Origin of the sequence: Paenibacillus apiarius, assembly GCF_017052585.1 — a bacterium.
In the GTDB taxonomy this organism is placed as follows: Bacteria; Bacillota; Bacilli; order Paenibacillales; family Paenibacillaceae; genus Paenibacillus_B; species Paenibacillus_B apiarius.
The window spans coordinates 5722241-5745451 of the sequence record NZ_JAFFHZ010000001.1 but is presented as its reverse complement, the minus strand read 5'-3'; the positions used below and the strand labels follow the sequence as shown (position 1 = coordinate 5745451).

The 23211-nt window shown below is 44.3% G+C and carries 18 protein-coding genes; 4 read left to right on the top strand and 14 right to left on the bottom strand.

What is annotated here, in order from left to right; all coding sequences use genetic code 11:
• Positions 1-4 precede the first annotated feature (4 nt).
• The 4 genes from JSQ80_RS25390 to JSQ80_RS25375 form a co-directional block, all read right to left on the bottom strand.
• Positions 5-430 (bottom strand): MarR family transcriptional regulator, encoded by a 426-nt coding sequence (locus tag JSQ80_RS25390; protein WP_206097269.1) that lies wholly within the window; start codon positions 428-430, stop codon positions 5-7.
• 687 nt (positions 431-1117) lie between these two features.
• Positions 1118-2140, bottom strand: coding sequence for a serine hydrolase domain-containing protein (locus JSQ80_RS25385; RefSeq protein ID WP_206097264.1), 1023 nt, complete (start codon positions 2138-2140; stop codon positions 1118-1120).
• A 61-nt stretch (positions 2141-2201) separates the two neighbouring features.
• Positions 2202-3026: a MerR family transcriptional regulator gene (locus tag JSQ80_RS25380; protein WP_206097263.1), complete on the bottom strand. Its 825-nt coding sequence runs from the start codon at positions 3024-3026 to the stop codon at positions 2202-2204.
• Positions 3027-3232: 206 nt separating this feature from the next.
• Positions 3233-3823 (bottom strand): DJ-1/PfpI family protein, encoded by a 591-nt coding sequence (locus JSQ80_RS25375; RefSeq protein ID WP_206097261.1) that lies wholly within the window; start codon positions 3821-3823, stop codon positions 3233-3235.
• A 261-nt stretch (positions 3824-4084) separates the two neighbouring features.
• Between JSQ80_RS25375 and JSQ80_RS25370 the strand changes: the two genes are divergently transcribed.
• Positions 4085-4738 (top strand): class I SAM-dependent methyltransferase, encoded by a 654-nt coding sequence (locus JSQ80_RS25370; RefSeq protein WP_206097259.1) that lies wholly within the window; start codon positions 4085-4087, stop codon positions 4736-4738.
• A 75-nt stretch (positions 4739-4813) separates the two neighbouring features.
• Here the strand turns inward: JSQ80_RS25370 and JSQ80_RS25365 are convergent, their stop codons facing one another.
• From JSQ80_RS25365 to JSQ80_RS25355, 3 genes are all read right to left on the bottom strand, one after another.
• Positions 4814-6370: an ABC-F family ATP-binding cassette domain-containing protein gene (locus JSQ80_RS25365; protein WP_206097257.1), complete on the bottom strand. Its 1557-nt coding sequence runs from the start codon at positions 6368-6370 to the stop codon at positions 4814-4816.
• A 217-nt stretch (positions 6371-6587) separates the two neighbouring features.
• Complete coding sequence (locus JSQ80_RS25360; protein WP_206097256.1) at positions 6588-8042, bottom strand: Msr family ABC-F type ribosomal protection protein; 1455 nt, start codon at positions 8040-8042, stop codon at positions 6588-6590.
• Positions 8043-8478: 436 nt separating this feature from the next.
• Positions 8479-9261: a PhzF family phenazine biosynthesis protein gene (locus JSQ80_RS25355; RefSeq protein ID WP_206097254.1), complete on the bottom strand. Its 783-nt coding sequence runs from the start codon at positions 9259-9261 to the stop codon at positions 8479-8481.
• A 110-nt stretch (positions 9262-9371) separates the two neighbouring features.
• Between JSQ80_RS25355 and JSQ80_RS25350 the strand changes: the two genes are divergently transcribed.
• From JSQ80_RS25350 to JSQ80_RS25340, 3 genes are all read left to right on the top strand, one after another.
• A complete protein-coding gene (locus JSQ80_RS25350; protein ID WP_206097252.1) occupies positions 9372-10760 on the top strand; it encodes an aminotransferase-like domain-containing protein in 1389 nt (462 codons plus the stop codon).
• Positions 10761-11065: 305 nt separating this feature from the next.
• A complete protein-coding gene (locus JSQ80_RS25345) occupies positions 11066-12148 on the top strand; it encodes a polysaccharide pyruvyl transferase family protein (RefSeq protein ID WP_206097250.1) in 1083 nt (360 codons plus the stop codon).
• Entirely contained in the window at positions 12145-13026 is an 882-nt protein-coding gene (locus JSQ80_RS25340) for a CgeB family protein (protein ID WP_206097248.1), read from the top strand. Before JSQ80_RS25345 ends, JSQ80_RS25340 begins: the two co-directional genes overlap by 4 nt.
• A gap of 392 nt (positions 13027-13418) precedes the next feature.
• Here the strand turns inward: JSQ80_RS25340 and JSQ80_RS25335 are convergent, their stop codons facing one another.
• The 7 genes from JSQ80_RS25335 to JSQ80_RS25305 all read right to left on the bottom strand — a co-directional run bounded on the left by JSQ80_RS25335 (position 13419) and on the right by JSQ80_RS25305 (position 22970).
• On the bottom strand, positions 13419-13892 hold the full coding sequence (locus tag JSQ80_RS25335) for a GNAT family N-acetyltransferase (RefSeq protein WP_206097247.1): 474 nt from the start codon (positions 13890-13892) through the stop codon (positions 13419-13421).
• A 536-nt stretch (positions 13893-14428) separates the two neighbouring features.
• Positions 14429-15106: a GNAT family N-acetyltransferase gene (locus tag JSQ80_RS25330; RefSeq protein ID WP_206097246.1), complete on the bottom strand. Its 678-nt coding sequence runs from the start codon at positions 15104-15106 to the stop codon at positions 14429-14431.
• Between the two features lie 93 nt (positions 15107-15199).
• Positions 15200-18418: a bifunctional cytochrome P450/NADPH--P450 reductase gene (locus tag JSQ80_RS25325; protein WP_206097245.1), complete on the bottom strand. Its 3219-nt coding sequence runs from the start codon at positions 18416-18418 to the stop codon at positions 15200-15202.
• A 148-nt stretch (positions 18419-18566) separates the two neighbouring features.
• Positions 18567-19133, bottom strand: a complete 567-nt coding sequence (locus tag JSQ80_RS25320; RefSeq protein WP_206097244.1) for a TetR family transcriptional regulator — start codon at positions 19131-19133, stop codon at positions 18567-18569.
• A gap of 147 nt (positions 19134-19280) precedes the next feature.
• Positions 19281-20396, bottom strand: a complete 1116-nt coding sequence (locus tag JSQ80_RS25315; protein WP_206097243.1) for a Ger(x)C family spore germination protein — start codon at positions 20394-20396, stop codon at positions 19281-19283.
• On the bottom strand, positions 20393-21496 hold the full coding sequence (locus JSQ80_RS25310) for a GerAB/ArcD/ProY family transporter (RefSeq protein WP_206097242.1): 1104 nt from the start codon (positions 21494-21496) through the stop codon (positions 20393-20395). Before JSQ80_RS25310 ends, JSQ80_RS25315 begins: the two co-directional genes overlap by 4 nt.
• Positions 21489-22970, bottom strand: coding sequence for a spore germination protein (locus tag JSQ80_RS25305; RefSeq protein WP_206097240.1), 1482 nt, complete (start codon positions 22968-22970; stop codon positions 21489-21491). The genes JSQ80_RS25310 and JSQ80_RS25305 overlap by 8 nt, the downstream gene beginning before the upstream one ends.
• Between the last annotated feature and the right edge of the window lie 241 nt (positions 22971-23211).

Genomic DNA, 23211 nt, shown 5'->3' with positions numbered 1-23211 from the left:
CTCATCACTCCATTATGTCTTTCGTTATAATGTTCAGCATCTTTTCAAATTGTTGTATCTCATTTGCAGTACATCTTTTTTCTAATTCTGCTATTACGTTATTCATATAATTATCATTAAGGCAATAGTAGTCCATAAATTTATCTGTTACTTGAAGATAATATATACGTCTGTCCTTTTTGTCGTTTACTTTTGTAAGATATCCTTTCTTAATCAACTTGTTTATTCTATAGGTTGCGTTTGGCTGTGAAATATTAAGAAACTCTGCAAGCTCGCTATAGGTAGGATTTTTCAGAAAATATACAACTTCGAGACATGACATTTCTACAGTACTTATATTTCCTATGTCTAAAGTTTCGTTTTGAGATGCATTTTTATAAAAACTCATGGTAAGTTTCATATAAAAATCTTCTAATAGATTATTTAGCATGTTTCCCTTCCCCTTTTTTTTGAGAAATAAACTTAAATAAATTTAATTAAAATATTTTAAGTTTATTTTAAGCTCACTAATCTTCATTGTCAAATGGTTGTGAAAAAACTAAATAAACCAATTAAATAGATACCGTTAACTGAACTTAACATGGTATGAGTAATAGTGATTAGAAACTCCGAAGAAAATTACTTAAAAAGAACTTCTGGCTTCTTTTGTGTAATCGGGCAAATATGGGTTATTTAGAAACATGTCATGGATTCGAACCGTACTTAAGGCAATATACGAAAAATAGTACTGACTAAGCCAGCATCTGCCGGTTTTTTGCATTGGGACCGCCCCGAGCGGTTTCTCGGCTTGGCCTGCGCAAACTTCGCACGAAACGAGGATCGCCTAAGCGCCACTTAACCTTATCCGACACACTCTGCCCTTTCAGACTGCCTTTCAATGTAAGTGTCAAATAGTCCACACCTTGTTCTCAAGATGAGGGCTATTTGACGCTTACGTCTAAAAAGGGGCGCACTTAATACACCCTCCGTAAATCCTTTTTCAAAAAAAGAAAACGGCGGCTTTGATGATTATTCAAAACCGCCGTTTGGCTTACTCTATTTTGTTTTTGCGCACAAATACTTTACCGCCAAAGCAACGGTTTTTTTATTTTCCGTTGGGCGGGTGCGCTTTTTAAGTTTAGTCTATTACAGCCGGGATAATACATTCCTTAATTAATGTCCATCTATCGCGAGGATTCATGATGTATTCGGATGCAATGGCTACGACCAGGTCTTTGTCTGGAATGCAACAAATGACATTACCGCCATCGCCTAGTGCTAAGTATGCAAAAACCCCGTCCTCTTCGCGTAGCCACCATAGATAACCGTAATTATTGGGGTTCATCGTTGTTGATTCGTCAATCCATGTCCCCGAAATAATTTGATTATTGTCCCAAATGCCATGATTCAGATATAGCAAACCAAAACGTGCCATATCACGAGGACTTAGCGTAAGTCCCCATCCGCCTGTGGAGTTACGGTTCGGGTCTTTTACCCACCCTTTCACATTCTTCCCGAATAAATCCTCAAACCCAAATGATTTCATTTCATAATCCGGGATTTCTTTCATGCCGATCGGTTTAAATAAGCGTTCGTTGGCAAACTCTCGGGCACTTTGTCCTGTGCTGCGAGTGATGATAGCTGAAAGCAGATGCGCCCCTGCGGTGGAATACTTAAAAGATCCAATACTTCCTTTTTGGCCTAGCATATCCAGCGTATACGTTACCCAGTCAGGCTGCATACAGATCTTGTCCAGCGGTTCGTGCCAGTCCTCAAATGGATAAGGAGCCGTCATCGTGAGAAGATGGCGTATGGTGATTTCTCGTTTCTGCTTATCAGCAGCATCGGGTACATATTCGGGGAAAAAATCCAGCACCTTCTGATCTACATTTTTAATATATCCAGCATCTATGGCAATGCCAATAAGGGCGGATATGATGCTTTTCGTTACAGATGCCACATGGTGCGCATCATCCGGGCCATAGCCATTATAATATCTTTCATAGGTAATAGCTCCATTTCTCACAACAACAATACCGTTTATATTGCTATACTCGGCTTTTATCAAAGGTTCAAGCTCTGAAAGCTTTTCAGAGTCTATTCGCAAGGTTGCCGGGTCTACGGCTTGCCATTCTGTCGTTGGCCAGTGGTTTCTTTTCATATAGCTACCTCTTTAAAAGAGTATTTTAAGCGAGCGTTACTGAAAATGTCAGGTCTTGCTTCTATTTTTTCTTTACAGGAAAATACACCTCGGTAACCATATCCTCAGGAATAGTGGCTTGATTAGGGTCGGTTACATATACTTCATATGGTGATTTCACCAATTCATAGCCTTCATGTTCTACCCATTCCCTCAGCTTGGCATATACCGATGTCAATTCTGCATATGAACCCTTTACAACAGACTTCGCACATAGGCCTCCAGGCAAATCCCTCGTTCCCTTTACAGCCTCCTCTATCGGGATAGCAAACTCTGTATCATTGCCGGCAGGATTGTATTCAGGGCTGTGATAAATCGTCATTGGCGTACCTAGCAAGGTGAGTTTTTCAATAGCAATCTTTTCATACAGCCTGCTGAAATGCGTTCCATATCCTGCAGCATAGTCATCGCTACTCATCATCCGGCGCATATAAAGGATATTCATTGGCTGGGTTTCAACAAGTTGTACTTCTATATTGTTGAGGTATGACATCATCGGAATGCCCTTCTCTAAAGTTAAAATATCATGAGTCATTTGTTTGAGAGTATGTTCAAGAGCATTCAGCTTTTGCTGTATTTCCCTTCTCTTGCGATTCAGGGCGGAACAAAGCTTCTCTTCGGATTGATCCTCTTCCCATTCCAGAATGGATTTAATTTCTTCCAGAGAAAAATGATAAGATTTCAACCGGTTAATAAAGAGCATCTTTTTTAGTTGCCGGATGGAATAATACCGATAACCGCTTTCAGGATTAATCTCATCAGGATGAATTAATCCAATTTCATCATAATATCGAAGCGTTTTTGTAGATACTCCGCATATCTTTGAGAATTCTCCAATCGATAGCAAGAGGTCACCTCCATTCTTCGTAGTTTTACACGGACTACATGCTTTACATATCAATCTTTGTTCCATTTCACTGTACACCTTCCCCTAAGGGAAAAGTCAAATGCAAAAGTATTGAGTTTGGAGATTTTCACAAATAATAAAGATTGCTATGGCGAATGGCGCTCTCACAAATCACCCGCGATATGCGTCCTCTCATGCATCTGAAGTTATGTGAGGAATCCCATGAGCTTTTTAACATGGTTTGCATTTTCTGTGGAAGTAAGTGATTCAAGAAGGGTAAAGGCTACAGCGAAAGCGGTGGATGGGTTAAAAGAAGTAATGATATTGTTGTCAATTACAATGGGCTGATCTGGAATCACGTTGGCTCCCATTGCTTCTAGTTGTAATTGTCGCTGGCGATTATTTAGATTATAGGTTGTCGCATTTCTTCCTTGCAGAATGCCGCTTTTGCCAAGCGGTAAAGCCCCTACACAAATCGATGCAATGTTCTTCCCATGTCTATCGAATTCTCGGATAAATTCAAGCACATCGGGGCGAAAGGCATCCTCGTAAAATCCTGCCTCTTCAAAGCCGCCTGGTAATGCTAGCGCGTCGTATTCTTGGACGGTCACCTCTGAAATGACCTTTTCGGGTATTACGGTAAAATTCCAGGTGCATGTTAATTCTGAACGAGTTCCAACGGTAACGAGCTCTGTGGATCCATCGCCTTCAGCTTTATTCCATCCGAACACATCTGTAAATACGCTTGCTTCAACGGCTTCAAAACCATTCGGTAATAGCAAACAAACTTTTTTCATATCATTCATCTCCTTGTATTGTGAATCATATGTTTTACAACGATTTATTGTAGAATATAGCAGATGTCCGGTTCTCTAGCAAGCTGCTCCTTCCCACTCTTTTCACCGGTCTAGGCTTTCAATACACTATAAAAATAATCGGACATAATTCCCTTTTTATGATAAAATTAACTAAAAAACTAAAGAGGCGTATGAAGAAAGAGAAAAACAGCTAAGGCATTTTATAACATCCCGATTACGCGGTAAAGGGGTAGTTCAATAATGTCGCAAAAAGAGTATATTCCGGCGATGAAATTCCATTGGTTGACCCCCATATACGATCCTTTGCTAAAACGGGGAATGAAGGAAGCGAAGTTTAAAAGCCATTTGATTCATCAAGCTGACCTGAGACCTGGGCAGCGGGTTTTGGACTTAGCCTGCGGAACAGGAACATTAACGCTGATGATAAAGCAAGCGCAATTGGAAGCGGAAATTATCGGACTCGATGCAGATCCCGAAGTTTTAGCCATTGCTAAAACGAAAGCAGAACAGAACCAGTTGGATATTTCTTTTCAAAAAGGAATGTCACTTGATCTGCCCTTTCCGGATGCGCATCTGGATCATATTTTTTCAAGTCTTTTTTTTCATCATTTAACCTTGGAAATGAAGCGGAAAACCTTAGAGGAGCTGCTTCGCACCTTACGTCCCGGAGGACAAATCAATATTATTGATTTTGATAAACCGCATAATCTCTGGATGCGGATCGCGTTTTTGCCTATTCAATTACTTGATGGATTTGAAACCACCAAAGATCATGCTAAGGGAATACTTCCACAATTATTTCGTGAAAGTGGTTTTGAAGAGGTTCAACAAACCGGCCAGTTTGCGACCATTTTTGGGACATTGCGCTCATACCGCGCACAGAAACCGGCATAGTTATCGCCTATCCAAAGAGTATAAAAGCCGACTTTATCGCATCAAATGCGACAGAGTCGGCTTTACGCTTCTGAATTAAAATACTTTCGTCGTCCAGGATTCACAGTTCCATGTCTCCGTCACGACATCACGATAGAATTCAGGCTCGTGGGAAATTAGCAGGATGCTGCCTTTGTATGCCTTGAGTGCACGCTTCAGCTCCTCCTTCGCATCTACATCCAGATGGTTCGTCGGCTCATCGAGCACGAGCAGGTTTGTCTCAATGTTAACGAGCTTACAGAGGCGAACCTTCGCCTTCTCGCCACCGCTAAGTACAGCGATCTTACTCTCGATATGCTTCGTAGTCAGTCCACACTTCGCCAGTGCCGCACGAACCTCGAATTGTGAAAATGAAGGGAACTCGTTCCAGATTTCTTCGATGCACGTATTATAGTTCACATCTTTTACTTCCTGTTCGAAATAGCCGATATCCAGATTGTCTCCCCGTTCAACAGAACCAGATATCGCTGGAATCTCACCCAGAATACTGCGCAGCAGCGTCGTCTTACCGATACCGTTCGCACCGACAAATGCGATCTTCTGACCGCGCTCCATACGGAGGTTCAATGGACGGGACAACGGCTCATCGTAACCGATGACCAGATCCTTTGTCTCAAACATCAGCTTGCTGGAAGCCCGGGAATCTTTGAAGTTGAATTGCGGTTTCGGCTTTTCCTTCGCCAGCTCGATAATCTCCATCTTATCCAGCTTCTTCTGCCTCGACATCGCCATGTTGCGTGTAGCTACACTCGCCTTGTTGCGTGCGACGAAGTCCTTCAGGTCGGCAATCTCCTGCTGCTGACGCTTATAAGCGGATTCCAGCTGCTGCTTCTTCATTTCATAGACTTGTTGGAACTTGTCATAGTCACCGACATAGCGGGTCAGCTCTTGGTTCTCCATATGGTAGATCAGGTTAATAACGCTGTTCAGGAACGGAATATCGTGTGATATGAGAATAAATGCATTCTCATAGGCTTGCAGATATCGCTTCAACCATTCGATATGCTGTTCATCCAGATAGTTCGTCGGCTCGTCCAATAGCAGGATGTCCGGCTTCTCGAGTAATAGCTTCGCCAGCAACACCTTAGTACGCTGACCACCGCTCAAATCGTTTACGTCCTTATCCAGACCGATATCATTCAGACCAAGTCCACGAGCGGTCTCTTCGACCTTGGCATCAATCATATAGAAATCTTGATTCGTCAACATGTCCTGGATCGTACCGACATCCTCAAGAAGCTTCTCCAGTTCTTCTGGAGTTACGTCCCCCATCTTGCCATACATATCGTTCATTTCTTGTTCCAGGTCAAATAAATATTGGAAGGCTCCCCTCAAGACATCACGGATCGTTGAGCCCTTGCTAAGTACGGCATGCTGATCGAGATAGCCGACACGTACACGCTTGGACCATTCAACCTTGCCTTCATCTGGTTGAAGCTTGCCTGTAATAATATTCATAAATGTGGACTTGCCTTCTCCGTTGGCACCGATCAGACCAATGTGCTCGCCTTTGAGCAGGCGGAAGGATACGTCCTTGAAGATCGCACGGTCTCCAAAGCCGTGGCTTAGTCGTTCTACGTTTAGTATGCTCATCCATGACACCTTTTCTTATATACTTTGTACTTGAAATATTATAAACGTTATCGGGCCTAAAAGTAAGAGTAAAATAGACTGCCCGTATTATGAATGAGATATTTTAAGTGCAATTTTTCATATTATGGTGACTAAAAAATGCTGAAATGATTACAGAAAAAATAGAAGAATAAGCCGCCAAAAGGTTCTTGGCGGCTCATCCGAGACTAACTTGAAATCACTTTTGATTCAATTTTTGTTCACAAATATGAAAATGCAAATCTGCTACATTTTTTATGAACTTCTTATCATGTGATACAAATATGATGGTTCCTTCATATGCAGATATAAACCGTTCTAATGCTTCAATGGCATGGATATCTAAAAAATTGGTCGGTTCGTCTAACAATAAAATGTTATATTTCCCCAAGAACAGCTGACAAAGTTGGAGGCGAATCGCTTCTCCACCGCTTAATGACTTCACACTTTTTCGTATATCTGTACCAACAAACTGCATCGAATGTAACACGCTTCGTAAAAATCGTTCATCATACTCTGAGCGATTTTTTACAAATTGCAGTACCGTTTCATCGCTTGTAAATTGATAGCTCATTTGACGGAAGTAACCCATTTTCGCTTTTGGAGAAATGGTTAAACCTCCACCATTATTCGCAATATGCAGTAGCAATGTACTTTTACCACTACCATTTGCACCGGTAATCGCTATTTTATTTCCAAGAGGAAGCTGGAAACTCACCTCATCCAATAATACGTTATCCTCCAACTGGAGAGTAAGTCTATCAGCGATAATTGGAAACTTATTATGCAATTCCAATGCTTTTGCTTGGCGGAACACGATTTGTCTTTCTTCTTGTACAGCTTCAACTTCCTGAAGTTTTTCCATTCGCTGTTCAATCGCTTTTGCGGCGCGATATACTGCTTTTTGGCTCGTTCCTTTCGATTTCGACTCAAACATACGGTTCGGTTTTGCCTTTGACTCTTTTTTTGACATGCTTCCAGCTTGTGCGATTTTTTCGGCCTTCTTCATTTTCTCTTGCGCTGCTTTTTCAAGCCGACTCTTTTCTTTGATGAATTGTTCATGAGCTTGACTCTGTTGTTCACGTTCCAACTGTTTCTGTTCTATATAATCGCTGTAATTTCCCGAATATACTTGTACCTTGCCTTCATGTACTTCCCAAATGGTTGTGACGAGTTCGTCTAGTACAGCACGGTCATGATTAATTAACACAAGCGCTCCATAGTAATATCGCAGTTCATCAAGTAAAAACGAAATACCATCTTGATCCAAGTGTGTTGTCGGCTCATCAATTAGTAACGCTTCGTAGTAATGGGTAAACATTTGTGCAAGCTTCAGCCTTGTTTGCTCCCCGCCACTCAACTGATCTGAATTTTGTGGAACAGCTAATCTTCCGAGTATCACTGGATCAGCTTCTTCGGCTGTAGGAGCTTCCATTTGCTCAAAATAACCATACTCTATGTGACGATGCACTTTCCCGCTTGATGGTTGAACAATACCGGCGAGCAACTTGAGTAATGTACTTTTCCCGGCACCATTTTTTCCGACGATACCGATGCGGTCAAATTGATGGACAGCTAATCGGTCAATCTTTAATACCTCTTTATCTAAATAAGTCACTTCGACATTTTCTAATTCAAAACATATATGTTCCATCTATGCTACCTCCGAAATGTTGTGATTTCGTATCGATAGCCATAGGATCGATACGAGCTTCTATGTCAAGAAGCTCGTATTAAAAGAATAATAAGAAGTGCACGGTTTTCCCTCCTACTTCGCCTTCAGAGCCACAATTCTATTTAGAATAGTTAAGACAATAGAATGAGTGTCCCTTATGTAATGTGACTCCATATATAAAGCTATAGGAATATCACAGCTTCGTCAATAAAAAGAAAGAAAGCCCCGCTAAGAAGCAGGGCCTTCTCGTCAATATGGGACATCTAGTGTTGACACAAACACATGAATGGAGGACCTCGGGATTAACGAGGGACTTTTTGAGAACTCCTTCATTACGAATTATAGTATGGCACCTAACCAGTTTTATTTTAGCAAGAGAGGGACTAACTTACTGATCGCTGTTACTTCTTCATGTTTATGGATTGATTTGCAGCTCTGCCACCGCATACAAAACGGCAGTTCCGCTAATTTTGACCCGATCTCCAACGTACTGGCAATATAATGTTCCGCCTCGGCTGGAGAGCTGCCTTGCTATCATGCTCTCCTTACCCAGGCGCCCTGCCCAGTAAGGAATGAAATTGCAATGGGCAGAACCGCATACGGGATCTTCATTGACATTTAATTTTGGAAAGAAGCTTCTGGACACGAAATCGTATTTCGTCCCCCGTGCCGTGATCGAGACACCCAATCCGTCAGGCAAATGTTTTAGTTTTGAAAAATCCGGATCTGTGTTCTGCACATCTTCCTCTTTCTCCAGCACGAACATGAAATCCCTGTCTAGATAAGTTTCAACTGGAGTGACCCCAAGAGCTTCCACCATTTGTTCGGTCAGTGTAAATGGCTTAGGCATTCTGCTCGGGAAATCCATCTCGTACCGTTCTCCTTTTTTAAGAACTACCAGTTCCCCACTCATTGTCTGAAATGTTAACCGCTCTACATCTTTTTCATAGTGATTGGCGATGACATACGCTGTGGCCAGAGTGGCATGCCCGCAAAGATCGATTTCTTTTGCAGGGGTAAACCATCTTAATCGGTAATCGTCCCCCTCCTTTACAGCAAAGGCCGTTTCAGAAAGGTTATTCTCGGAAGCAATTTTTTGCATCAGCTCATCTGCAATCCATTTCTCCATTATGCAGACACCGGCGGGATTCCCTTCAAATATGTGCTCTGCAAATGCGTCTACTACATAATACTTCATCTTCTCCTCCTCCTACCGAGATGACTTGGAATGGTATCCATTACTCTAGCATCAGCATTGTATGGTTTCAATGGTATAATTGTATGCAATACAATATTGGGAGGATTACGATGCCTTTTAATTCATTTGAAAACTATCCAATGTCCTGGGCGCCAGCTCGAAAAAAATTGTTCCCCCCTATTTATCGTTCTATCGCCAGTCTGTTGGAGTACGATATTTTGAATGGCTTTTTAGCTCCAAATACGAAGCTTCCGCCTCAGCGGGAACTGGCAGATTATCTGGATATTAATTTGAGTACCGTGACACGTGCTTTTAAAATATGTGAAGTTAAGGGCTTAATTTATGCGGTTACGGGTCGAGGCACCTTTGTTGCTCCTAATGTGAGAAATGCTATTTTCAAAGCGGAAAATGATGATGAAAATGGTTGTATCGAAATGGGAATTATTCAACCGCTTGATGAGTGCAATACACAGGTTGCAGAAATCGTTCAACAAATAGCGGGAAAAAATCATCTTGAAACGTTGTTGGATTATAGGCATCCGCTAGGAATGCCATATCATAGAATGGCGGCCAGAACGTGGATGCAGCAGTTTGCGATGGATGTACCAGTCGAGAATATTGCAATAACGTCTGGAGCGCAGAATGCTCTCACACTAACCTTAATGTCTCTTTTCCATCCTGGAGATAAAATTGCCGTGGATGAATATACGTATCCGAATTTCATTGAATTAGCGAATATACTCCATATTCAACTCATTCCTGTTGCAGGAGACGAAGCAGGCATGCTTCCGGAAAGTTTGGATGCAGCATGCACAATGAACACATTGCAGGGAATATATCTCGTTCCATCCTGCAATAATCCGACCGCAATCCTAATGGATGTCAAGCGGAGAAAAGATATATCCCAGATCATCAATAAACACAAACTAATCTTATTAGAAGACGACATCTATTCGTTTCTCGCGCCGCCGGGCTATCTGCCCGTTTCTCATTTTGTGCCTGATCGGTTTGTGTACATCCTGAGTACGTCCAAATCGCTCAGCTCCGGTATGAGAGTAGCATTCATCGCTTATGCCAATCCATTTGTCGAGAAAATGACGTACGGAATCTTTAACATCAATATCAAAACCTCTGCCTTGAACGCGGAAGTTATTACGGAATGTATTCATACTGGAGTGGCGCATCAGATCATTCGCAAAAAAAGGGCTATTTCAGAAGAGCGCAATTTGCTTTATCGATCTTACTTTCAAATCGAAAACCCGAATGAGAATCCACTCAGTTTTTTTCGGTGGCTCCCGCTATCCGGGCAATATCAGTTGCAGGAGTTTGAGCAAAGCGCTTTGGCAGAGGGAATCCATATTTATCATTCTCTCCGATTCCTCACCCGAAAGGATGCCGAAGAGCAGTTTATTCGAATTTCGCTAACCTCTGTCAAGGATACGGAAGAATTACATCAGGGACTTAGGCTGCTTAAAAAGCTTTTGGTAACAAGCATTTGAAGCAGCCTGCCGCTAACTCAAACGCATTTTTATTTGCTCTTAGTATAAGGAGGTCTGCTATGAAAAGAAATGTTATCATGCCAATATTAACGTTATAGCCGCGTCTTTCGTAGAAATTATGAGCATGTATTCGACTTGGGTGGGATAACAGTTTAACCCCTGAAAATCCATTGATTCTTCCCATGTTCAAGGCGTTCAATCAACATGCTGCCTCCATTCTACCATTTTCAGCGGCTGTCCATAACATATCGGCAATGAATATCATATCAATATAGAGTAGACTGAGCAGCGTTGCACGCTAAAAAATGTCTAGTATATTATATTTGGCAGAGATTGGTTACAAAAACGCAGGGGACCAAGTAATGTGGGATATCTTTCGGCATCACTTCAACAAGAACCTCGAAGCCGACCGTTTCCACGTCGTCGGATCAATAGCCGATAACGCTGACCCCTTGGCATTCGATGCCGTTGTGCTTGGAGGGGGATCTTTAATCGCCCCCACCTATCTTGCGATGCTTGAAAAGGCGCGTAAAGGCAACAAACCGTATTATATTTGGGGTTCCGGCGTGGATAAACTCATACCTAAAAAAGGTCTGGACGCAATGCTTGGCGGCAGCCCGTTGCCTGCCGATCTCATAGCTCAAGGTATCCAATGCGATTTATTCCGAGGCGCCCGCTTCGCGGCAGTCCGAGGTCCTCTCAGTCAAGCATTTCTCCAAATAGCGGGAGTCGATGCGGAAAACATTGCGGTGAGTGGCGACCCCGCTTTACTCCTCACGCCCGAGGAAGCGAAGCCCGTCTCGTACGAGCCGCCCCTTCTAGGGGACAGGCCCTTTATTGGAATCAACTGGGGCACAGCGATGAATCAAGTCTTCGGCAATGACGAGGCTTCCGTTGAGGACAAGTTGGTCACGGCCGCCAAGGAATGGATCCGGCAAGGCTATTCCATTATTATGTTCGTCATGTGGCCTCGCGATATCCCCGCCAGCCGAAGACTGATGCACAAAATAGGATATGAGAATCGCGTGCGTTTGTTTGAAACAGTAAATCCGTACGAATTGATGAGCATTATAGGCCAATGTAAATTTACGGTTGATTTCAAATTACACGCCGCTGTGCTCTCGGCCGTCATGCGGGTACCTTTTATCGCTCTTGGATACCGTTTCAAGGTGTTCGATTTCGCCGCTTCAATCGATGCCATCCCTTACGTAATCTCGACCGATAGCCCGACCCTCAGCCATGAGCTATTGCATTTATCAAACCGCATCGAAGAGAACCATACTGATACGGTCACCTCAATCGATAAACAAGTCATCCAATATCAAAAAATGAATATGTTAGCTGAACCTTTCTTCGGCAGGCTACAAAAGGAGGTTGGAACAAATTGAGTATTCAACCGGAGCGCATATTGATGTGTTACGGAAAAACCCCATACACACCGGGCAGCTATTTGGAAAGAGCATTTGTTAATATTGGTGTCGGCGTCGATGTGATCCAAGATGTCGCCGATTTCTCCGCCCTAGATACAAAAAAGTACGCAGCGGTTCTGTTCGTTGAGAGCCCTTCTCGCCCTCGGATTGACATTAAACACAGGGAGCAGGTCCAAGCGCCCGTTCTCTTCTGGTTCCATCACGGAGAAAATCGTCTCGCGGACAACCTGGATATGTGCGAAATATATCGTCCCGATATCCTGCTAATGTCTCATTCTTTGCATCTTGCATCTCGCTTCCCGATACCGATCCGATTCTTCCCATTCGGGGTAGATCCCCATTTGTTTCATTCGGACATCCCTTATTCGATGCGCCGTTTCGACGTTTCTTTCGTAGGTACGCGCGGACATGAAATTTATAAAAGTCGGGATGAAAGTCTTCGCTTCATTGAAACGAACTTTCAAGGGCAGGCGAATCTGTCGCTCCGGAAAAATATATATCTGGAAGATCTTGGTGCGCATTATGGAAATTCGAAAATCGTCTTCAACCAAACCGCCGATAAATTTAAAACTTTTAACATGAGAATCTTCGAAGGGATGGGGTGCGGCGCAATGGTCCTAACGGATAATACTCCCGAACAATCTGAATTGTTTGAGAACGGACTCCATTATGTTATCTATGATTCGAAGGAAGATATGCTTGAGAAGCTGCGGTATTATTTAAGCCATCCGGACCAAGCCGCAAAGATCGCAGCAGAAGGGCAACGACATGCCGTCCGTTATCATACGTATGAACATCGAGCCCGTCAAGTGCTTGAACTTATCATGTCTTTGTAGAAAGGGGCAAACCGGGATTAGGAACAAAGCTTGCAGCGCTGTTTCTTTGTTCTCCAAGGTCTTATACAATAGTTGCTTGAACAACTCTATTATAACGAATAGGCATAAGGTGATTTTTTACTATAAGCTGGACTAAACCACTGGCTATACCCCTGTCAAGTAGACAGATGAAAAAAGCTATGCAGAGGCAGCGCGTTCCGATACTCAATTGGCGCGCTGTTTGAGTTTGGGAAATATTGTTACAATTATGATTTCGATAACATCGTGATTGATGCTTCATCTGCGTCGTATTAAAAATCAAACCCCAATGTTGCTTTTTGATGTGGATTTAGTCTTTGGTGTCTTTTAAAGACGAAACAGCTGCCGGGAGGGAGGCGTCTTGCCTTTCGCCTTCATGATAGGTTCTTTTCATAGATTAATATCTCTTTGCTGTTGCTGTTTGTTTTCGAATTGATCCTTTTAAATCCTTGCCGCATCCAGAACAGATGGGCCCGCGTATTTTTCGTAATGACTCCGATCCTGTACTTGCTAATTCCCTGGTTCCTCATATCTTCTTCAAATAAAAGCACTGCCTGCGAACCGTATCCCTTCGACTGGAGTTCTCCGCTAATCAGCAGAACCCCCAGCCATGTACATTGATCGGACGGATTGACAGGCAAGTACTCCAGGATGCCAATATAGTCCTGATTCTCTTTCAATAGCAGCCGTTGAGCCCCGATGCGATGGGCCTGCTGAATATCATCAAGTACTTCTTCCGTTGAAATCATCTCCTTATTTCTGGATATCAAATTAAATAAGGGATTGGAATTGATAATTGCTTCTTCGGCATCCACTAGCTCCGCCGATGATTTCTGAAACGATAACATGGTCTTCATCCTCTCGAATCGCTCAGTTACTGCAAAGCGTCCCAGTTCGAGCTGAACCAAACATTTTTACAATAAGTTGCAAATTTTTGAAATAAGTTCTGGCGTCGGCCGGGATTAAATAATAACTCGTTTTGTGGTTTATGAGTACGATATTAACAATTGATAAAATTTTCTACGTATGATTTTATCCTACTTTCCACTAAAATACTACGTTACTTTCGGGACCTCTGGGGATGAAAAAAAGCTCATTTCTAATCATCGTTCAAGTTCATCCACCGTTACGATTCCTTCGCCCTGCGGAAATAACCGTTAATAAGCGTGCCGCAGGCAAGCGATGATCGCTACATCCGATGAAATAATGAAGGAGCATCTGTCCGCTGAATGCCGCACTGCCGTCTGCGTCCGGCCTGCATGAACCTTTAGCGTAAAGATACTCCTGTCTCCTTAATCAGGTTGTTGCCAAGACAATTCACACCCAACAGCGGTCTATAATGTCTACATATTCTTGTCAACCGACATATAGTTGTTCATACACCTTAGTAAAAAGAGACATCTGTTCCATAGAGATATAGATTAAGTCGTCTTGCAATTGACTGCGAAGCATAATTATCCCAGGAGGTACTGTATAAAGGGATCCTTCCTGATTCGTGTATGGCTCTGCTCCAGGAAGATGTCACGCTCCTTGCATATCCTTTCCCCCGATAACCTTCCAACGTTTCAACGCCAGCTTCTGCGGCTCTAGCGGTACTTCTCGCACTGAAGCAGACAGATACCGCCATGTCGTTCTCAATCACCATAAAACACGGTTCCCGAAATGTCAGTTCAGATGCTAGTTTGGGAAACCCGGCTTCCAGGCAGTATTTATTGTGTTCCGTGACCAAGACCGCATCAGTGAGGCCGGCCTCGATTATATGACATACATATGCGGGACCTAACCATACGCGGTTAATTGGCTTGTCTCTACCTAGAGCATGAATAACATTTGCGATCTTGGCGGTTGTATCATCCTGATCCATGATGTGCAAGATCTCTTCAACAATAATATCCGGTACATCGCTACGGAACCTTAGCACCTGGCCCATTTTTGTTTGGCCCCAAAAAAATCGGGGTGCAGGCTGACTTATCGGCTCATTGATTATCGTTAAACGCCGAGCATGATCGTGAACATATAGCACCCCTGCTTGTATGTTCATTAGTTCTAAATCGTTTTCCAAATGTTAGCCTCCCCTACTTAAATAAGATTTTCACCCTTTCCAAATTCCGTTTTTATCATCATCATTAATCACTCGCTATCTGCAAAATCTGAATCAATTGTATCCTATAAATGGTGATTGATGATTTGAAACTTTTCCGCCTGCCCACACGTCTTTGACATACTGTCCCTCGACCGCGAGACGATCCAGCCATTTTTTTGCTTCTGTTTCGCTGACGCCGCGAACAACTTGATAAGACTTTTGCAGGGCTGCCTCTACATCCGGGGCCATCTTGCTTCCGTCACCGCATACATAGAATCGTCCTCCCTGATCCAGGATTCCGATTAACTCCTGCTCCTGCTGTTGCATCAGATGTTGAACATAAGTCTTGGACTGCCCTTTTATCCGCGAGAATGCTGTGTGTACGGCAACAAGCCCCTCTTGTTGGAACTGTTCCAATTCCTCATGGTATATATGATCCATTTCGTCGCGGCAGCCGAAATAGAGATGTGCTGTGCCGAGCTGAACTCCATCTCGCTTGAGTGCGCGACGTGCCTGCAGAAACCCGCGGAACGGCGCGACCCCAACCCCCGGTCCTACCATAATAATCGGAGTCCCTGGATCTTCAGGAAGCTGGAAGCCCGACTGCGGCGTACGAACGAACATCATGATCGAATCTCCCGGCTGCATGTCGGCAAGATAATTGGAAGCAACTCCCCTATATTCATGTCGGCCGCTCCATGCGGGACCCCGCACGACGCTGACCGTAATGCTGATCTCCTGCGGCTGCACGCGAGGAGAACTGGAAATCGAATAGTATCTAACTTTAAGAGGAGGCAACAGCTCCAAAAAGCGTTCGAACGACATTTCGCATGCCTCGTATTTTTCCAACAGGTCAAGCATCGAAATCCGTTTCTGAAGGACGTTCAATTTGTATGCTTCTTCCTCCATCATAGCTTCCAGCTCTAGCTTATGCGGCGGGCATACGGTCAATGCGGCAAGCTCCCGAATCTGCGCTCGAGTTGCAGCCTCCTGCAATTCCACGCTGCGGCTCAGCAGGTCGTATAGCTTTACGGGGCGATCCAGCGGCAGGTGCGCCACGCTCAATCCGGTCGTATGCAGAATAACATGGTCGTTGCCATCCAATCCAAATCGGCTTAACACACGCTCGATGAGTTCTTTCCGATTCAGAGGAAAAACGCCCACATGATCTCCCTCTTGATACGACACTCCTTCCGGCAGTTCGATTTCAATATGACGCGTACTGCGCCCGTCCCCTCCTTTTTGCAGTTCGTGGTTGTCCAGTATCGTTGCGTAATGGGCATTGTACGTGTCGGCAAGCGGTGCATCTACCGTTCCACTGACAACCTCTATTGACAGAGCAGGCGTTACGCGTTTTTCCTTTTCTTTGACGCTCAATCCCAATGAGCCCATGACTGCAGGCCATAGCTGATCACGCCAGCTCTCTACCTCTGTTTCGAAATCGCCGCTAACGTCGCCATCTCCGAGAGAGAGTAGTCTTGTTCCCCCTTTGGATGCAAGCTGCTCGTCAACATATTTCGGAACACTCTGATAAGTGCTTGCCCAATTACGATCACCGCAGCCAAAGACGCAATAACGAATCCCTTCCAATTCACCAGGCTTCGCTTCTTGCAGCCACTGAACGAAGTGACGCGCATTATTGGGCGGTTGGCCATTATAAGAAGCCGTTACAATATAAATTACGCCGTCTGTAGGCAGTTTACCTGTATAATCGTTCAGAGGCGCAACCTTGCTTCGGAAGCCTTGATAACGTGCCGTATCCGCTAATTCCCGAGCAATACCCTCGGCTGTGCCAAGATCGGATCCGTAAAGCACCAGCAACGGAGTATCATGGCGCTCCGCCTGATCCCGATCGCCTTGATTAACTGCTATTTTCATTGCCGATTGCGTACTGCTCCCGCCGTCTGCAGGGACATAGCCTGCCTGTTTGTTGCGGGCACGGACTTGCATGGTGAACCCTTCGGGTTTCAATGTCAGCGATTCCATTAACTTCAATTGATAATGAGTATGATCGATGAGTTCGAAATGTTTGAGAATCAGACCCAGCACAAGCGTCGCCTCTTGCAGAGCAAATTGCTGACCGATGCAAGCCCGTTGACCGATACCGAATGGTTTGTAGGCATCGTGAGGAATCCGGCTCGGATCCTCGAACCTCTCCGGACGGAATTCCTTCGCATCGTCTCCCCATACGGCGACGTCACGATGCAATTGAGGGAGCAACAGAAGCAAGCGATCCCCTTGTTTCATCGCGTATTTCCCCGCCAGCATCGTATCTTTTTTTACTTGCAAATTAAAGGCTGGCGCTGTAGGCCATAGACGCAGCGACTCATCGAGAATCATCCGGATATATTTCAAGTTCTTTACCTGTGCGTAGGTCGGAACAGGAGCCGTTAATACACGATCCACTTCCTCATATCCCTTTTGCAGCTTATCGCGATTATTCAACAGAAAATACAACGCAAAAGATAATAAACCGCTAGTTGTCTCGTGACCAGCTACCAAAAACGTAATGATCTGATAGCGAATATTCGCATCGTCCAAAGCTTCTCCCGTATCCGGATCTTTGCCCTGCAGCATATGGGCTAACAAGTCATCCGTCTCCTGATGGCCGCGGGCTTTGCGTTCGGCGATGATTTTATCCACCAATGAGAACATAACATCGATGTCCTGCATAAACTGGCGCCTCGTCTTAATCATGAGCTTATCCTGAATGCCAAGACGCTGGGCTTGATTCATGGCTTCATCCAATGCCCGGACCATACTGGTGACGAACGGATGGGGTTGATCGCGATAGAAGCTGTTGAATCGATAATTGAAGCCGCATAATCCGATCGTATCCATCGCCAGCCTGGTCATGTCCTCCGGAACCTCTACGCATTCGTCGGGATTCAGGCGCGACCACTTTTGAATCAGCTGCGTGGCCAGATCCAGCATCATGTCAAAATATCCGCGCATAGCCGTACGGCTGAAGCTTGGGAGCAAAATATTGTGGGCCTTCTTCCAATTCAGATCATCGGTTTCGGACGTGAACAAGCCGTCCCCTGCGAAAGCTCGCACGTTGTCTAAAATCGTTTTATCCACGACCTTGCCGAAGCGTGATGTATCACTCAATTCTTTCGCCAATTCATATCCCGAAATAACATGCAAGGTTCCGAACGGCAGCTTCATTCGATAAATTTCACCGAATTCTTCCGCAAGCTTCATGAATGACATAACGGGTGTGTCAGGATTAATTTGGGGCACATTTCCGAGTGGACCGTACGATTTGGGTTGTGGAATCGCAATGGACATGTTACTTCGCCTCCTTAAATTTCATACTTCTTTTTGGCAAGAGGTAGTTCAATAGGAGCCTGCTATTGGTGCTGAAAACCGACCTTAGTGAACGCGGACTAAAATAGGAATGAATGTTCATTCCGCTTGCGTTATGAAGACGACCGAGTCAATGGACCCGGATCGCATTCCAGCAGCATTCCTCCACGCCTGCAAGAAGTTCATCCGTTTCCTCCAGTACCTCCGCTCTTATCGTTTCAAATAATTTGACGAGAGCACCATAGAAAATGGAGATCAACGCATTAGGCGGTAACAAGGAGATAATGCCTTGCTGCTGTCCTTGGACTAAAAAGTGACGAATAAAATCCATGCCTATTTCGAATGATTTCAGGCTTTTATCGTCCAGTAATCGAGGATTCAAGTGCGAGTCGATGAACGAAAAAGCTTCCCTGTTCCCTTTTGCGAAGTGGATTGTTTGAAAAAAAATGTGATGAAACTGCTGGCGAATGGTTCCGGATTCAGGAAAACCTTGCGTTATCGCCTGGAAAAATTGCTCTACGCATTCTTGAAACAAGGAATTCAGCAGAACCTCTTTATTGTCGAAATATCGATAAATGGTACCGGCGCCTACTTTTGCGGTGTCTGCTATCATCGGTACGGTCGTCGCATCGAAACCACGTGCGGTAAAAAGATTCAATGCTGCTAGCAAAATATCTTCTCTCTTATTCGTCGTCACTAGATCTCACCTTTCATGCAGAATGAACGTTCATTCCCTAACATAATATACCATTGCGGGTGATAATTCAAGTCTGAAGCAGGTGAGGTCCACAGTAATTTAATCCACCACTACTTTTGCAAAATACGCATGCTCGTACGCGTATATTTAGTTTATTATTCCATGTCTAACAATCTCTACCGTCACTTTAGGATCAAACTCTACCTTTGGGTAATCCTCTATCCAATTCAGATTGTTCCATGTATTCGGATAGTATGCCATTATTCTTCGACCGATCCCAAACCCGTCATGATTGGCCTGCAGCATTTTCTGCGTAATGGCCTGCGCTCTTCTCGTCAGTTCTTCCGAAAGTTTCTTATTCAACTGTCCCAAAGTTCGCCTATCATTTAAATGATCCTTCGGGTATTCAGTTGCAGTTACTTTTAAATTCAAATCCAGCGTCACTTTAATACTCCGATTTCCTTGGACGTTTACTTTCATCTTCCGGTTTAATTTTTGAATGTCCATCGCTAAATATTTTTCCAGGTTCTGATTTTCCTCCTGATTTACTTGAAGCGTCAAGCTAGCGTTCTTGGCTAATTTATCGGCCATCAGCAAGTACAATAATGAATCTTCTGAGTTAAACGTGCTTGTTATTTTATCCCCATTAAATAAGGCTATCCCGTAAACCGTAGGATTCGTCTCTTTATTAGAAATATACGGGACAGCAAAATCATCCCCTGGATCCAGCATGGGAGGACATATCAGTTGAATGTTAACTGCTGGAACAACCGTTCTGCGTTCCGCACTTCGGATCAGCTGGTTGAAATGCTCGCCGATTAGTTTTGAGCCTGTTATTTTCTTATTGATGACATCATGAGCTTTGCCTGCAACGACAGCAATCCTTGCATTCAGAGCGCTTCTAGGATCACGGTATAATACATCGAGAACCGGATAAATACCTTGTCTCGCCAAAGACTCTCCGATTAGAATGACACGGAGCTTGGAAGCCGATAATCTACCGGATACTTCACGGTCAATAATATCCCGGGTATGTCTGCTTGTATATCCGCTTGCCGTAAGGATTTCGCTATTCGCCCTCTTTACGGTGTCCGAACCGCTCACATCAAGTATCGAAATGGTCGACTGAAGCTGCCCATCCGAACTCAAATCCAAGCCCACAATGTATACAATTCTATCGTCCTTCAGCATTTGCACATCCCAGCAACCCGATGTCAGCGTTGCCATGAAGCAGGCTGCGAATAAGATGATACCCAATCTCACCCCGTACTCCCCCTAGCTTCCTTTACATTGAACAGAACGGAAATCATGAATAGAACGAATGGGATCCCAAATACAAACACATAATTTACGATGGCTAAAAATTTACCCACTATATCAATCAAGAGCGGATCTTGAAAGATCAGGGCAATGACAAATACAAGGGTCACCGCGTAAGGAACGGCTTTCCGATGATTGCTTTGCGCCTGAAAGAGATTAGCGATCCCCCTGGATGCCATGAACGTATAACCCATCAATGAAGTGGCCGCCACGACCGCCCATAGGGAGATGAAATAGAGGTCAGGCCGCTCGAGCAAACTGAAGGCTAACGCCTTAACCATGTAAAGCAAGGGTTGAGGAAGCAGTTCCATCTCCGCTGGACTGAATACGATAAGACTGGTAAAGACGGCAAAGGTATACAATACGGTGGTGTAGATATTCGCTAAGGTTGCTGCCTTGAATTTCCAAGCGCTGCCTCCTTCCACGAAAGGATAACAAATCAACAGAAGCTCGTACCCTGAAAAAGAGGTCATGGCTTCGTGCGCGCCCTTCGTTATATTCCATATGCCTGCCTGTCCCACTGGTAATACATATAGAAAGTGAACATGGATATACGCATACGATGAAATGATGATCACCGCAATGTTGCAGAAGAAGACGAGAACAAAAAAACGGGCAATCGTTTGCAGGCTCTCTCGAACCAAATAAAGACATATGCCCGTCATCATGCCCATGACGATCCATCTGGGCGTATCGATTAATACCCAGTCTTGTACCGTCCTGCTAAACTGCATAATGATGAAGCTGGACACCAAAATAAAATAAGCTGCATATACGAATTGGATGAATTTACCCATATATTTTCCTAATACAGCAGGCAAATAATCATACAGCGTAAGCGAAGGAAACCTTCTGCTTAAACGCCACATCATGACAATAAACAATTGAGCCAGCATACCCGCCAGCAGCACGGATATCCATGCATCCCCTCGCGCTGCGCTATGCACCTTGCTTGTCAGCCCTAACAGCCCGACGCCAATTTGAGTCTGGATAATCAAAAATACAAGCTGCCCCGGCGTAACTTGATCCTTGGCATTAGTCATCGTTCTGCTGCTCCTCCCCTGAAGATCCCTGTTGATCTAGTTTTTGTGGAGCTGGATCATTCGAACGCTGCTTCAATGCCCATTGAGGAAACCGGATGATCGTATCCTTCCAATCCTTCCATCGAAAAGGTGCTGCAGGGGCAAAATAGGGCGTTCCAAACGATTCTAATATACATAAATGGATTAGAATGATCATTACGCTGTAGACAATCCCGAAGAATCCGAATAGCGATGCGGCTATCATGACAGGGAAGCGCAGTATTCGGACGGAAGCACTCATTTCATGAGAAGGCACCACGAAAGAAGCAATCGCCGTTAAGGCGACGACAATGATCATGGCGTTCGATACCAGACCTGCTTTGACAACCGCATCTCCGATAACGAGGCCGCCGACGATCCCAATCGTTTGTCCCACCGGCCCAGGAAGGCGAATGCCGGCTTCGCGAAGCAATTCAATCGTCAGCTCCATAAACAGGGCCTCAAGGATGGGTGGGTACGGAATGTGCTCAATACTGCTTTTGATCGGCAGCAGCAAATCCTGTGGGATCACTTCGTAATGAAATGACACCACCGCAATATAATAAGCCGGAAGACCGATGGCGATGGCAAAACTGAATAGCCGGATGAATCGGATAAACGACCCTTGCACAGAGCGAAAACTATAGTCGTCCGGCGATTGATAAAAGGCAAAGAAGGTTACGGGCATGATTAAGGCCGTAGGACTGCCTTCGGCCAACAGCGCGACTCTGCCTTCCAGCAGATTCCCTATGACCCGATCCGGTCTCTCCGTATGCAGCAGCTGCGGAAAGGGTGAGAAAGATGTATCCTCGATATATTCTTCGATAAATTCGGAGGATGTGATATTATCAGCGTCGATATTTTGTATCCTGAGATCGACTTCTTCGATAAGCTTGGGATTCGCCAAGTTCTGTAAATAGACGATCACCGCTTCAATTTTTGTTTCATTTCCGAGTTTATACCGTTTCACAACCAAATTTCGATTCTCGATATGTTTGCGCACGAGTTGTAGATTAATACTGATACTCTCCACAAAACCTTCGTGCGAGCCCTCCACAATTTTCTCATTGTTCGGTTCGGCAACATTTCGAACATGACTCGCTTTCACCTCAATAACAAAGCAATCTTCCATCCCCTCGATAAAGAGCACGGCATTTCCCTTAACTAACAAATCAATCACTTGCTCAAGATCACCATGCTTGTTCGCGCGCATCGCGATTAAAAGTTCTTCTAAATCCCCATCTTTTTGTTGCAAAATTGGTTTTAATATTTCCTCACGAATTTTACTCTGGTCGCACATGCTGTGCATAAAGAGAAACTCGCTCGTGTGCCCGGGGATCGATACCTTTTGGCGTACGAGGTCGTCCGTATGAAACAGCGCTTCTTTCAAATAATGAATGTTCTCCTCCACTGTGGGAAATACCGGTTGGGGTGTTAGCACAGACTTTTTTGACATTGGTCTGCTCTTTCTCTGATTGTTTTTGAACATTTTTTTTAATAAGCCCACAACCCTACCTCCTTGTGTCATGCGATGATAGCTGTATTGTAGATTTCCCTAAAACAGTTGAAATATCCCTTATTCAATGAGGCCATAGAGGAACCCAATAGATGCAAATAAACAGGGACGGTACTACTATGATGAATCAAACAACAATGCAAAAAGATCATTTAGCGCACATGGGCTGAATGATCTTTGA